The organism is Succinivibrio faecicola (genome assembly GCF_019448115.1).
In the GTDB taxonomy this organism is placed as follows: domain Bacteria; phylum Pseudomonadota; class Gammaproteobacteria; order Enterobacterales; family Succinivibrionaceae; genus Succinivibrio; species Succinivibrio faecicola.
The window spans coordinates 1-13,896 of the sequence record NZ_JAGFNY010000041.1 but is presented as its reverse complement, the minus strand read 5'-3'; the positions used below and the strand labels follow the sequence as shown (position 1 = coordinate 13,896).

The following is a 13,896-nucleotide window of genomic DNA, read 5'->3' as shown; positions in this document are numbered from 1 at the left end:
ATTAATCCCGCTGATGGAAAAACAGAATCTAACCATGCTTCTAAAACAAAACATGAAAGGCAGAAAAAAGTCTTAATCTCAGACAGAAAAAATAAATGATCCTTACTTTTTCAAGACATCAACAGATAAGGTTATAGACTTTATCTGTCGATGTTTTTTACTCAATTTAAGTCAAAATATCGAACGATTTAACTTTTTTCTGATTTAGTCTCATCTTTTGAATCACTTTGGCTTGTTTATCAAGTATTAAAACTTAAAATATTCAGTGATGCGTAACTTCTATACAAAATAGTGATATATCGCAATTTTTATTTTTTTAATATATGATTTTTAAGAAAATTAATTTGAACAAATATTTCGTTTTTTGATTGACTTAATAAATTTTGATTGAGTTTAAAAAAACTTATAAAGGTTATGAATCAAGATTTGAGTAAAGTGGCTAAAAAAATAATTAAGCTGTGCTAATATGAATCAAAACTTTAATAGGTGGATAATATGAAGGATTTTTTACAGATTTCAAAAGAACGTTATACAACAAAGCATTATGATTCTTCTAAAAAAATTAGCAATGCCGATTTTCAAAAGCTTCTAGAGATTTTAAGGCTTGCTCCTTCTGCTGTTAATGTTCAACCTTGGTTCTTTTATACAGGATCATCAAAAGAAGCTAAAGATACTATTATAAAGGCAATTCCTGAATTTAATATCCCTAGAATTCAGGGATGTTCCCATTTTGTAGTTTTATGTGCCAGAACAAAGCTTGAAGATGAGTATTTAAGATCAGTAACTGCAAAGGAGTCTGCAGACGGACGTTATTCAGAGGACAGGATCCGTGATGCAGTTGATGAGCATCGCCGTCTTTTTTCTAATATGCACGTTGAACTTGGTGATTTTAATGAATGGACTGCAAGACAGACCTATATTGCAATGGCTGCTCTTTTATATGGTGCAGCTTCAATGGGCATTGATTCTACTCCTATTGAAGGTATGGATTACTCAAAATGCGATGAGATCCTGAATCTTAAAGAAAAGAATCTTCGTTCTGTTGCAATTGTAACATTAGGCTACAGAGCTTCTGATGACTCAAATGCCTCAAGACCAAAATCTCGTCTTGAACTTGAAGATATTGTGCAAAACATTGACTAGGAGAAATAAGAATAATGTCAGAGTATATTTACACTGCAGTAGGTACCTGCTGTAAGCATATAAAAGTTGAGCTTGATGGCAAGACAATTGTTAATGTTGAGTTTGATGGTGGCTGTAATGGAAACTTAAAGGCTATTAACCGCCTGGTAAAAGGACACAGCATCGATGAGATAATTCCTATCCTTCGAGGAAATACCTGCAAAACCAAACCAACATCATGTGCTGATCAGCTGACATATGCTTTAGAAGAAGCATTTAAAAATGCAGATAATTAAAGAAGTTGGAAAAATAAAGAAAATCAAAATCACTGTAGTTGATCGTCTCGGTAAAAAAGGCTGCCACAGAGGCATGAAAGTAGGTATGACCTTTGATTATGAGAAAGATCGTGGTCTTATGTGTCCAATGGCTGCACATATTGCATTTGTATATGCTGATATTCTCAAATATGGCGGAAACTTTGGTGGAGAGACACCTTACAAGACGCGATTTTGCTGCAGTGATCCTGATACAGTAATTGTTTATTCAATAGAGATTGTTGAATAAAAAAAGGGGGGGCATTAAGCCCCCTATAGTATATACCTACATTAGAATGTGCCTTTAGCTCTCCAAGAAGGCATAGCCTTTTCGTAATCGGAGATTTCCTTTTCATGCTGCATTGTAAGAGAAATAGCATCTAAGCCCTCTAACATGCAGTGACGGCGGAAAGGATCAAGATCAAACTTGAAGTTAAGAGAGTCACACTCAACAGTCATATCCTCAAGTGAAATAGTGATCTTTGTGCCAGGCTTTTCATTTAATACCTTAAAGATCTGATCTACTTCATCTGCTGTAAGCTTTAGAGGAAGAAGACCATTTCCTAAAGAGTTGTTGTAGAAAATATCAGCAAAAGATGGAGCGATAACAGCTCTGAAACCAAAGCCCATTAATGCCCATGGTGCGTGCTCACGTGATGAGCCGTTACCGAAATTATCTCTTGCAACAAGAATGGTTGCACCTGCATATTCCTTCTTGTTTAGATTGAACTCTGGATTTGGCTTGGTCTCTTCATCATCTAAGTATCTCCAGTCGTGGAATAGATGATCACCAAAACCATTTCTGTCAACAGCAAGTAAGAACTGTTTTGGAATGATCTGATCGGTATCAATATTTGCTGAATCTAAAGGAACAGCGACACCTGTATGAACAGTAAACTTCTGCATGTTAACTCCTATAAAAATTCTCTTACGTCAGCAATTGCACCCTTAACAGCACAAGCTGCAGCTGTTGCAGGACTCATCAGATGAGTGCGAGAGCCTTTACCCTGACGACCAACGAAGTTACGGTTTGATGTTGAAGCTACGCGTACACCCTGAGGAGCCTTATCATCATTCATTGCAAGACACATTGAGCAGCCAGGCTGTCTCCATTCAAAACCAGCTTCGATAAAGATCTTGTCAAGACCTTCTGCTTCAGCCTGCTTCTTAACCCATCCTGAGCCAGGAACAGCAATAGCAAGCTGAATATTAGGAGCAATCTTTTTACCTTTCAGAACTTCAGCTGCAGCTCTGAAATCTTCAATTCTGCCGTTAGTGCATGAGCCAATGAATACGTAGTCTACTGGAGTTCCGATTAGATCATCACCTGATTTTAGACCGATGTAATCTAAAGCATCCTGACATGATTTTGCTACAACGCTGTCTGCAAAGTCAGATGGTGATGGAACCTTACCAGTTACGGAACAACCCTGACCTGGATTTGTACCCCAGGTGATGAATGGTTCAAGCTCTGAAGCATTTAGAGTTACAACCTTGTCAAATACAGCATCGTCATCTGACTTTAAGGTCTTCCAATACTCAACAGCCTTATCAAAATCCTCACCCTTTGGAGTGAACATTCTACCCTTTAAGTATTCAAAGGTTGTCTCATCAGGAGCGATCATACCGGCCTTGGCACCGAACTCGATTGCCATGTTTGAAAGAGTCATACGACCTTCCATAGACAGAGCCTTAACAGCAGAGCCACAGAATTCAACTGCATAACCGGTACCACCTGCTGTAGTCAGTTTTGCAATAATAGCCAGGATAAGATCTTTTGCATAGCAGCCTTTTGGCAGAGTTCCTGTGCATTCAATCTTCATTGTTTTTAATCTGCCCTGCTTTAGGGTCTGAGTTGCCATAACATGTTCAACTTCAGATGTACCGATACCAAAAGCAAGAGCGCCAAAAGCACCATGAGTTGCAGTATGAGAGTCACCACAAACTAAGGTTGTACCTGGAAGGGTAAAACCAGTCTGAGGTCCGATGATGTGAACAACACCCTGGTTCTCGTCGCCAAAGCCAAAGAACTTAACACCGAATTTCTTTGTATTGGACATAAGAGCCTTAATCTGCTCCTGAGCCATTGGTGAACAAGCTTCAACAGTCTGCTCTCTAGTTGAGATATCATGATCCATTGTTGCAAGGTGAAGATCTGGTCTGTGCAGTTTTCTGCCAGCATTTTCAATTCCAGAGAAAGCCTGTGGTGAGGTTACCTCATGAACAAGCTGTCTGTCGATATATAAGGTTGGCAGCTCACCTTCCTGGGTGAATACAATGTGGCTGTCATAAACCTTTTCGTATAATGTCTTTCCCATTTTTTTATCCAGTTATTATTTGATTAGTGATGCAATCTTATCGCCCATTTCGCTAGTTGAAAGAGCTGGACGAGGTGAAGCACCTGACTCCATCAGATCACCTGTTAAGAAGCCTTCTTTTAATGCCTGTGATACGGCATCTTCGATAGCTTTTGCAGCATCGTACTGCTTTAATGAGTAACGAAGCATTAGTGCAGCAGAGAGGATCTGAGCAATTGGATTTGCAATGTTCTTACCTGCAATATCAGGAGCAGAACCGCCAGCCGGTTCATAAAGACCGAAACCACCTTCACCAAGAGATGCTGATGGAAGCATACCCATAGAGCCTGTAATCATTGCGCATTCGTCTGAAAGAATGTCGCCGAACATGTTAGAGCAGAGCATAACGTCAAACTGTGCAGGATTCTTTACAAGCTGCATAGTTGCGTTATCAACATAGATATGCTCAAGTTCAACCTCAGGGTAGTTCTTTGCAACCTCAGTTACAACTTCACGCCATAGAACAGAGCTCTGAAGAACGTTTGATTTATCAACAGAAGTAACCTTCTTGTTGCGTAACATTGCAGCTTCAAAAGCAATCTTTGCAATACGCTCAATTTCAAAACGGTGATAAACCTCAGTATCAAAGCCCTTCTCTTCAGGACCGGTACCTTCGCGGCCCTTTGGCTGACCAAAGTAGATGCCGCCTGTAAGCTCTCTTACGCAAAGCATATCAAAACCACGCATAGCAATGTCAGCACGAAGTGGTGACAGTGCACCTAAACCCTGATAAATCTTTGCTGGGCGGAAATTACAGAAAAGCTTGAACTCTTTTCTAAGTGGAAGAAGAGCACCTGCTTCAGGACGCTTTGCTGTTGGTAAGTGGTTCCACTTAGGACCGCCAACTGAGCCGAACAGAATTGCATCAGCCTGTTTACATGCCTGCATGGTGTCATCTGGTAGTGGTGTACCAAAAGCATCGATAGCACAGCCACCTACTAATTTCTCTGAGTATTCAAGAGTAAAGTCGTATTTTTTCTGAACAACCTCTAAAACCTTTAGAGCCTCTCTCATAACCTCTGGACCAATACCGTCGCCAGCTAGGACAGCAATCTTGTAGTTAGCAGTCATTATGCGTTCTCCTTTTCCTGCTTTTCTTCCTGAATAATTCTTGCTCTGTAAATACTGTTGCATGCGCTGATTAGTGCAAGAGCAGATGCCTCAATAACGTCAGTTGAAAGAGCTTTTCCATGATAGTGTCTGTCTTCATAGACCAAATCAACATCAACCTGACCTTGTGCATTCATGCCAGAGCCTTTAGCTGAAATTACAAAGTTATCTAATTTGAATTTGAAACCGGTTAATCTTGAGATACAGTTGAAAACTGCATCTACAGGGCCGTTACCGGTACCTGATTCTGTTCTTGTTCTCTTTCCAATCTTCAATCTTACAGTAGCTGTTGGAATGATATTCTTGCCACCTGCGATAACTGACAGGTTGTCTAATTCAAAAAGAGTATCCTCTTCCATTTCATGAGACAGGAACAGTAATGCTTCAAGATCATAATCAAATACCTGACCTTTTCTGTCTGCAAGTTTTAAGAATCTTGAGTAAACGTCATCCAGGTTGTAAGAGCCTTCTCTGTAACCTAATTTTTCAAGAACAGCCTTGATCATATGACGGCCTGATCTTGCTGTCATATGCATATTGTTTTCCTTGAAACCAACACTTTCAGGTGTAAGGATCTCATAGGTCTGCTTATTCTTTAAAACACCGTCCTGGTGAATACCTGAAGAATGAGCAAATGCGTTTGAACCAACGATAGCCTTGTGGCTTGGTACAGGCTCATTTGTGATTCCTGATACAACCTGAGATGTTCTTGCTATATTCTCAGTTACAATGTTGGTATATACACCCTTCATGTATTCTTCACGAAGTTTCATTGTCATTACAACTTCTTCTAAGGATGTGTTACCAGCTCTTTCACCAAGACCGTTTACAGTACATTCGATTTGACGGGCACCTTCCATAACTGCTGAAAGGGAGTTTGCAGTTGCCATACCAAGATCGTTGTGGCAGTGGACAGAAATAACTGCCTTATCAATGTTAGGTACTCTGTTGAACAGAGTCTTTACAATGCCACCGAACTCATAAGGAAGAGTGTAACCTACTGTATCTGGAATATTAACGGTTGTAGCACCTGCTGAGATTGCAGCTTCAACCATACGGCACAGATGATCAATTGGGGTACGGCCGGCATCCTCACAGGAGAACTCTACATCATCAGTGTAGTTTCTTGCTCTTTTTACAGCACGAACAGCCATTTCTACGATATCATCAAAATCCTTTCTTAACTTATCGTGAACATGGATGTCTGAAGTTGCAATAAAAGTATGAATTCTGTAGTGGTCAACACCTTTGAATGCCTCATAGCATGCATCGATATCCTTATCGAGTGCTCTAGACAGACCACAAGCAGTTGAATTCTTTAAAGCAAGTGCGATTTCTCTTACTGACTGAAGATCGCCAGGTGATGAAATAGGGAAACCAGCTTCAATAACATCTACACCAAGCTGTTCTAAGCTCAGTGCTATCTGAACCTTCTGTTTTGAAGACAGTGACTGCATAAGAGCCTGTTCACCGTCACGCAATGTTGTATCAAAAATAATGACGCGGTTTTTATCTATAGTTGCCATAGTTTTATCCTACTGCTATCTGATAATCTAAAAACGATCATACTCCTTGATTTTTGTAATTCAATTGATAATTGCAATTTTAATTATCAAAAATTACTAATATATTGAAAAATAAAATAATAATTTTTCAATATGAATGTTTAATGCAATCAAAATAAGTGCATTTTGTTTTGCAAAAAGTATATGTTTTGTAAAAAAATAAAACATAATTCCATCTTCTGATAGAAAATAAAAAAATAAAGAGTACACAGCATGAATTGTCGTTTTATTGCCTTGAATTTGCGAAGACGATCACATTTAGGTATAATGCTCGAGTTTTGTTTTGAGGCGTGTCTATTTTTTCTTATTTAAAGCCGCGGGTTATGGCTTATTGCGTGTTCTTATAGAAAATTCTCTTCTATTTATTACTTGCATTTTATTTAAAGACGCTCCTCCTTTGTATATTGAATGGGGCATATATGTCAGATATTAACGAAAAAGATCTAACCACAACTGTAGGCGCAGATGAGAGCTTACTTGTATCAATGGCTGATGGTGAAGAAGAGCAGGTTGTTACCTTTGACGATTTGAATCTTTCAAAGGATGTTTTAAAAGCTGTTCATGAGCTGGGTTTTGAATCACCTACTCCTATTCAGGAAAGATCAATACCTGTTGTCCTAGATGGCAAGGATATGATTGGCCAAGCTCAGACTGGTACTGGTAAAACAGCTGCTTTTGCTTTACCAATCCTATCTAAGATCAATACCAAAAAAGCATGCATTCAGGCACTGATTTTAGAGCCAACAAGAGAACTTGCAATTCAGTCAGCAGAAGCTTGTCAGAATTTTTCAAAGTTTTTAAAGAATTTTAAAGTTGCACCTATTTATGGTGGCGCCTCATACGAAAATCAGATCCGCACTTTACGCCATGGAGCACAGGTTGTAGTTGCAACTCCTGGTCGTCTGATTGACTTAATCGAGCGTGGAAAGGTAGAGCTTGATGAGCTTGAGTTCATGGTTATTGATGAGGCAGATGAAATGCTTCGCATGGGCTTTATCGATGACGTTGACTGGATCCTTTCAAATACACCAGATTCAAGACAGACAGTGCTGTTCTCAGCAACAATGCCTCCTGTAATTGCAAAAATTGCAAAGAATCATTTAAAAGATCCTGTAGATGTAAGAATCGAGTCAAAGACAACTACAGCAACAACTGTTCATCAGCGTTACTGGATTGCATCAGGAGCTCACAAGATTGATGCTATGACCAGAATTCTTGAAGTTGAAGAGTATGATGCAGTAATCGTATTCGTTCGTACCAAGACTGATGCTGAGGATGTATCAAATCGTCTAATGGCAAGAGGCTTTGCCTGTGCAGCCTTACATGGAGATATTCCACAGCGCCAAAGAGAAAAGATTATTGAAAGATTAAAGGGTGGTCAGCTTGATATTATTATTGCTACCGATGTTGCAGCCCGTGGTCTTGATGTAGATAGAATTACCCACGTATTCAACTACGATATTCCTTATGATGCTGAATCTTATGTTCACAGAATCGGTAGAACTGGTCGTGCAGGAAGAACTGGTGAGGCAATTTTATTCGTATCTCCAAGAGAGCGTAGAGCTCTTCGTATGATTGAAAGAGTTACCAATCAGAAGATTGAACCAATGCAGATGCCATCAGTTGCAGATGTAAACAAGGCTCGTTTAGAGAACTTCAAGAATCAGATTTTCGAGACAATCGAAGAGGGTAATCTTGAGATGTATGAAGAGGTAATCTCTGAGATCCTGTCTGATGACGCAATTGAAGTTGAGACCTTGTGTGCAGCTCTTGCAAAGATGGTTCAAAAGGATGGCACTTTGTTACTTGACGAGTCAAAGCCAGAGCCTGCTATGAGAACATTTGATGATGAACATTCATCAAGATCAGATCGTTCAGACAGAAAGGCTTTACCTTCATCAAAGGCAGCTCCATTACGTCAGTTCCCAGATATGAACATGGTACGCTTTAGAGTTGCTGTTGGTAGAAAGGACGGCGTAAAACCAGGTCAGATTGTTGGTGCTATCGCCAATGAAGGTAACATTGAATCAAAGTATATTGGTGAAATATCAATTTTTGATACCTTCACAACAGTTGATCTTCCAGAAGGCATGCCTCGCGAGACAATGAGCATTCTATCAAAAGCTCGTGTATGTGGCAGAATGCTTGAGATCCGTGAATATACTCAGGAGCCTCCTCGTTCAGATAGAGGTTCAAGAAGACGTTCTGACAGAGAGTTTGACCGCCAGGGACCAAATTCAGGCAAGGATTTTAGAAAGTTTGAAGGTGGACGTAAAGAGCGTTCATCAAGAGGCAGAGATTCTTTCTCTCTTGGACCACGTAAAGTATCAGGCCGTTCAGATAAAAAGGTAAAATCTGCAAGAAGAGAAGGATTTTAGTAAGGTTTGAACCTCTTATACAGATAAAACAGTTTAAGAGGTTTAAATGATAGTAAAAGAGCGAACATATCAGGTTCGCTCTTCCTTTTTGTGGTTACTTGATTCTCTTTAGTTTTGCCATATAGAATCCATCAAAGCCTGATGATGGCATAATCTGTTTATCTTCAACAAGTTCATACTCTCCTTGATGATGGTTCAGGAAGTTTTCTACCTGTCTTTCATTTTCTGATGGCATGATAGAGCATGTTGAATAGATGACTAAGCCGCCAACCTTAACCATTTTTGAATATCTTTCAAGAATATCGCTCTGGACAGTGCGTATTTCGTTGAGATTCTCTCTACCATCTCTCCATTTAGAGTCTGGCATACGACGAACAACACCGGTACCTGAGCAAGGAGCATCAATCAGAACTCTGTCAGCTGAATCAGCCATTCTCTTGATTACCTTGGTTGAATCAATAAGTCTTGGCTCAATATTGAATGCTCCAGCTCTTTTTGCTCTCTTTTTCAGATCATCAAGTTTCCATGCCTGAGTATCCATTGCGATAATTGAGCCCTTGCCCTGCATACAAGCAGCAAGCTGTAATGTCTTACCGCCAGAGCCTGCGCATGCATCAATAACTCTCATTCCTGGCATTGCTTCAACAAAAGCACCGATGAGCTGTGATCCTGCATCCTGTTGCTCAAATCTTCCTTCCTTGAAGCATTTTGTTCTGAAAAGAGCAGAATTTGATGTTACCTCAAGAGCTGTTGGAACACCTGCAACAGGCTTTGTAACAATACCTTCTTCTGATAAAAGATGGGCAAGTTCTTCTTTTGTTCCTTTAAGTGTGTTTGTTCTTATGAAACGTTTTGATTCAAGACCTAAAGCAACTCTCTGTTCATCCCATTTTCCTTTCAGCTCTGATTTGCCAAGCTCATCAAGCCATATTGGGCATCCATCGTGCAGTAAAGGAAAATCATTAGCCTCGGCAAGTCTCTTTTTAAGACCACGTCTGTCAAAGCCTTCCTCACCTTCAAGTTCTGGTAAAGGCCAGTCCTTGAAAGCACAGAACGAGAATACAAGTCTTCCAACGTGACGTTCAAAATCAGATGGACGCTTAAGATTTGAAACGTAAGCAAATAAGGACAGTCTTGAGAACATATAGTTGATCTGGCGAATTAAAAATCCCTGCTCAACTGGATCAATTTTAACTTTGTTAAACCAGAATGCATAAGCTCTGTCCAGAGAGTTGTGCATTACAAGTACATCTTCAAGAATTGAATTTACAAGACGAAGCTGGAATTCTGAAAACCCTTTTCTCTTAACATACTGAGTATGTTCTTCAAGCTTTCTAAATTTGCTTTCTTCTCTTATTGGTTTTCTGTCAGTAAATGTTCTTTTAAACGGACGAGAAGATCTGTTTTCAGAGTGTTCACCTTTAGTAAAGGTTCTGTCTTTTTTGCTAAAAGTTTTGCTGCTACTACTGTCTTTCTTGTGACTGTTAAAAGAGCTTTTTTTAAAGTTCTTATTCTGTTGTGGTTTTTCAAAAGCCATATAAACCTCTATGTAGTAGTATTATTTTTTTAATCCGAAACCTGAACGTTTTAAAGAAAAACCTTCACGATTTATCCAGACATCAAGACCGTTTCTAACATTACCAGAAACTATTGCAGCTGCTGAGCTTGGACTCTGAAATCTTACATCTTTTGTAAAAATAAAGCAGTTGTTTTCAGGATCAAGCGCCAGTGTACCATCACCTAAGAATTCCTCTCTTTTAGCCTGAATATGAGGTGGAACAGAATCTGTTTCCATCAGAACAGCTTGAGAGTTCCTAAGAACAATAAAATCAGGCTTTGATCTTGTTCCTGAAGGGTAACCTGTTGCTGTAACATTTTTGATTGTTAAAGTGTACAGCTCATTAGAGCCAAGTGTAGCAGTATGCTTTAATATGGATTTAATAGACAGGAGATCCTTATAGACATCTATAGGAATAATGGCATGTGTTTTTCTGCCATTCTTGTCTGTTATAAACTGGATTGACTTGTCTTCCATGTACACTGTTCTTCAAATGTTTTTCTTAATTTTACCACATTCTAGAATCCATTTGAAAACAGCATACCGAGAAATAGAACAGGAGCTCACAAGTGGTGGCTCCTGCAGTTTGTATCAGTTACTGACGGTATGTTTTCAAGAAATGCTCAAGACGGTCACAAGCATCGTTAATCACGTCGATTGATGGTAAGAATACCATTCTGAAGTGATTTGGTTCTGGCCAGTTAAAACCAGTACCCTGAACGATAAGCATCTTTTCCTGTCTTAGAAGATCCATTGCAAACTTCTGATCGTCCTTGATGTTAAACTTTTTATCGAGTTTAGGGAACATATACAATGCACCGTGTGGCTTAACAACAGAAACACCATCAATGGCATTTAATCTGTCAAACATAACCTGACGCTGCTGATAGAGTCTGCCACCTGGGATAATCAGTTCATTGATTGACTGATAACCTCCAAGTGCAGTCTGAATTGCATGCTGCAGTGGAACGTTTGCACAAAGTCTCATTGCCATCATAAGTTTGATGCCATCAATAAAACCCTTGTTACGCTTTGCAGGTCCAGTAATCAAGATCCATCCTTGTCTGAAACCACATGCTCTGTAAACCTTTGAAAGTCCGTTGAATGTTACAACTGTAACGTCATCTGCAAGTGTGCATATACTTCTGTGTGCAACATCATCATACAGGATCTTGTCATAAATTTCGTCAGAGAAAATTACAAGATCGTTTTGACGGGCAAATTCGATAATATCCTGAAGAATAGGTGTTGGATAAACTGCACCTGTTGGATTGTTTGGATTGATAAGAACGATACCTACAGTACGAGATGTAAGTTTCTTTTTCATATCCTCAATGTCAGGGTACCAGTTTGACTGTTCATCACAAAGATAATGAACCGCCTTACCACCGGCAAGATTGATAGCTGCAGTCCACAAAGGATAATCAGGAGCAGGTACAAGTACCTCATCACCATTGTTTAGAAGAGCATTCATGCTCATTGTGATAAGTTCTGAAGCACCGTTACCAATGAAAATATCATCAGCATCAACATTCTTTAATCCCTTCTGCTGATAATACTGCGCGATGGCTTTACGGGCAGAGAATATACCATTTGACTCGCAGTAACCCTGAGAATTAGGGAGGTTACGGATAACATCGCGAACGACCTCTTCAGGCGCCTCAAAACCAAAAGTCGCGGTGTTGCCGATATTTAACTTTAAGATTCGCTGTCCTTCTTCTTCCATGCGAACAGCTTCCTGATGGATTTTTCCTCTAATGTCGTAACAGACATTATCTAATTTGTGAGATTTTTGTAATAATTTCATTTTTTACTACCCATTAAATTAATTTGGTTTTGAGTGTCTGATATCTTACAACAAAAGAGCCATACTTTGTAGATAAGAAAACATAAAAGGACACATATAGCGTCCTTTTATTGTCTGAATTTTGAGCAGTATTATGCTTTAAAAATCTTTTCCCATGATTTTTTCATCATAAATCTTTTCAAGAACGTATCTTTCATATCCAAGATGAGGGGATGCGATTCGGTGGTATTTGACAAGATCACGTGTTTTCTGATCGTATGAGATTGAATTAGTATAGAAAACAAAAGGAATTCTTACACCATTCTTTGTTTTCATAAATCCCATAAGATTAGATACATTCTGTATGGTTCCAGTTTTTGCTGTAACATTCTTGGCAAGAGGAGGATTTCTTGTAGAACCTCTCCAGTGAAGTGTACCTGATTCATCTGCTACAGGCAGAAGCTTTATAAACTCAATTTTGTCATCATTCAGATTGATAAACTGAAGAATTTCAAGCATCTTGTGTGGTGTTACAAGATTATGTGGAGACAGTCCGTTACCGTCAACCATATATGTGTTACCAAGATTAATTGAAGCATATTTGCTTAGAATTGATCTTATTGCCTGGCTTGTTCTACCATAGGTTGCAGGCAGTTTGTAATACTCATATGCCACAGTTTTTGCTATTGCATCTGCATACAGGTTGTTTGACTTGTACAGCATGTACTTTGTAAGTTCACTTAATGATTTTGATTCAATCATTGCATAAGTGCTGTAGCCATCCTGTCTTGAGTGAGCAATCTTGATATCTTCATATTTAATATTTAGCTCTTTTAACAAATAAGCTGTCCAATCTACAGCCCACTGATCAGGATCAGTTACTGCAAGTGACAGTGGCCATGGCTTGTTGTTAGCTAAAACAGGTACACATCCTGTAATGTGATACTGATTTTTCTGGAATAAATCAGCCTGAAGTTCGCAGTTTCCTCCGTATTTTCTTTGCTCTACACCTACAGCATCAGAAGTGATAGTGATTGGATTTGATGGTGATACAACAGGTGTAGCTACACGACCGAGACCATTTGGTTTTAGCTGAGCAAAAACGCAGTTTCTATTGATGATTGCAGCTCCAGCTGGTGCAGTAAAACATATAGGAGCATCATCCCATGACCAGCCGTTTCCTTTTGATAGACCAGCAAATCTTGAAACATCAATAATTACATCACCTGCAATTTTTGAAACATTTGCATTTTTAAGATTTCTAAGCAAAGTTCTGTAATGGTTTCCTGTAAAGCTAGGATCGCCTGCAAATCTGATAAGAACGTTACCTTTCAGAATACCGTTTTTATCAACAGACAGTTTTCCTTTAGAGTCTAATGCTCCAGATGAGATCTCAAGATTTGTTTTATATGTATAGTCATGACCAAGATATAAAATTGCACTAAGACCTGTAACAACCTTGAGAGTAGATGCAGGATGCATATAGGTATCAAAGTTTTGACCATATATTTTGTTGTCATTTGGTCTTAAGTAGGCAACTCCTACCTGAGAGCCTGGAATCGGATTTGGATTTGCTGCTATTGCGAATGTCTGTGCAGCATATAAGGATGATAATAAGGTTAATAATTTCTCTACTTCTGCAGTTCAAAAATAGAACTTTAGAAGTATAAAAATTGATAAAACCGCAGTCTAGCACTGCTGTTGCT

At 39.1% G+C, this 13,896-nt stretch carries 12 protein-coding genes; 4 read left to right on the top strand and 8 right to left on the bottom strand.

Translation table 11 applies throughout. The features are described from left to right. The first annotated feature begins 495 nt into the window (after positions 1–495). From nfsB to J5V48_RS08820, 3 genes are read left to right on the top strand one after another with little or no spacing between them, the layout of a single operon-like run. A complete protein-coding gene (nfsB, locus tag J5V48_RS08830) occupies positions 496–1,143 on the top strand; it encodes an oxygen-insensitive NAD(P)H nitroreductase (protein WP_219938216.1) in 648 nt (215 codons plus the stop codon). Between the two features lie 14 nt (positions 1,144–1,157). After that, a complete protein-coding gene (locus J5V48_RS08825; protein ID WP_219938215.1) occupies positions 1,158–1,418 on the top strand; it encodes a TIGR03905 family TSCPD domain-containing protein in 261 nt (86 codons plus the stop codon). Beyond that, positions 1,405–1,686: a TIGR04076 family protein gene (locus J5V48_RS08820; RefSeq protein WP_219938214.1), complete on the top strand. Its 282-nt coding sequence runs from the start codon at positions 1,405–1,407 to the stop codon at positions 1,684–1,686. Before J5V48_RS08825 ends, J5V48_RS08820 begins: the two co-directional genes overlap by 14 nt. A gap of 41 nt (positions 1,687–1,727) precedes the next feature. Here J5V48_RS08820 and leuD read toward each other — a convergent pair whose 3' ends face one another. The 4 genes from leuD to leuA are packed head-to-tail and all read right to left on the bottom strand — an operon-like array spanning position 1,728 to position 6,429. Continuing rightward, positions 1,728–2,342: a 3-isopropylmalate dehydratase small subunit gene (gene leuD / locus J5V48_RS08815; protein ID WP_219938213.1), complete on the bottom strand. Its 615-nt coding sequence runs from the start codon at positions 2,340–2,342 to the stop codon at positions 1,728–1,730. Positions 2,343–2,350: 8 nt separating this feature from the next. Then, positions 2,351–3,754, bottom strand: a complete 1,404-nt coding sequence (gene leuC / locus J5V48_RS08810) for a 3-isopropylmalate dehydratase large subunit (RefSeq protein ID WP_219938212.1) — start codon at positions 3,752–3,754, stop codon at positions 2,351–2,353. 15 nt (positions 3,755–3,769) lie between these two features. Next, on the bottom strand, positions 3,770–4,864 hold the full coding sequence (gene leuB / locus J5V48_RS08805; protein WP_219938211.1) for a 3-isopropylmalate dehydrogenase: 1,095 nt from the start codon (positions 4,862–4,864) through the stop codon (positions 3,770–3,772). Then, the gene (gene leuA / locus J5V48_RS08800; protein ID WP_219938210.1) at positions 4,864–6,429 is read right to left on the bottom strand and encodes a 2-isopropylmalate synthase; all 1,566 of its coding nucleotides are present in this window, start codon (positions 6,427–6,429) and stop codon (positions 4,864–4,866) included. Before leuA ends, leuB begins: the two co-directional genes overlap by 1 nt. 524 nt (positions 6,430–6,953) lie before the next feature. On the opposite strand from leuA, the gene J5V48_RS08795 reads away from it, so the two are divergent. Further along, a complete protein-coding gene (locus J5V48_RS08795) occupies positions 6,954–8,846 on the top strand; it encodes a DEAD/DEAH box helicase (protein ID WP_219938218.1) in 1,893 nt (630 codons plus the stop codon). Between the two features lie 94 nt (positions 8,847–8,940). On the opposite strand, the gene J5V48_RS08790 is transcribed toward J5V48_RS08795, so the two are convergent. From J5V48_RS08790 to dacB, 4 genes are all read right to left on the bottom strand, one after another. Beyond that, positions 8,941–10,383, bottom strand: a complete 1,443-nt coding sequence (locus J5V48_RS08790) for an RsmB/NOP family class I SAM-dependent RNA methyltransferase (protein WP_255557788.1) — start codon at positions 10,381–10,383, stop codon at positions 8,941–8,943. A gap of 21 nt (positions 10,384–10,404) precedes the next feature. Further along, positions 10,405–10,881 (bottom strand): DUF4357 domain-containing protein, encoded by a 477-nt coding sequence (locus J5V48_RS08785; RefSeq protein WP_219938209.1) that lies wholly within the window; start codon positions 10,879–10,881, stop codon positions 10,405–10,407. Positions 10,882–10,999: 118 nt separating this feature from the next. After that, on the bottom strand, positions 11,000–12,211 hold the full coding sequence (locus tag J5V48_RS08780) for a pyridoxal phosphate-dependent aminotransferase (protein ID WP_219938208.1): 1,212 nt from the start codon (positions 12,209–12,211) through the stop codon (positions 11,000–11,002). Between the two features lie 138 nt (positions 12,212–12,349). Next, the gene (gene dacB / locus J5V48_RS08775; protein WP_336244989.1) at positions 12,350–13,771 is read right to left on the bottom strand and encodes a D-alanyl-D-alanine carboxypeptidase/D-alanyl-D-alanine endopeptidase; all 1,422 of its coding nucleotides are present in this window, start codon (positions 13,769–13,771) and stop codon (positions 12,350–12,352) included. Positions 13,772–13,896: the final 125 nt, after the last annotated feature.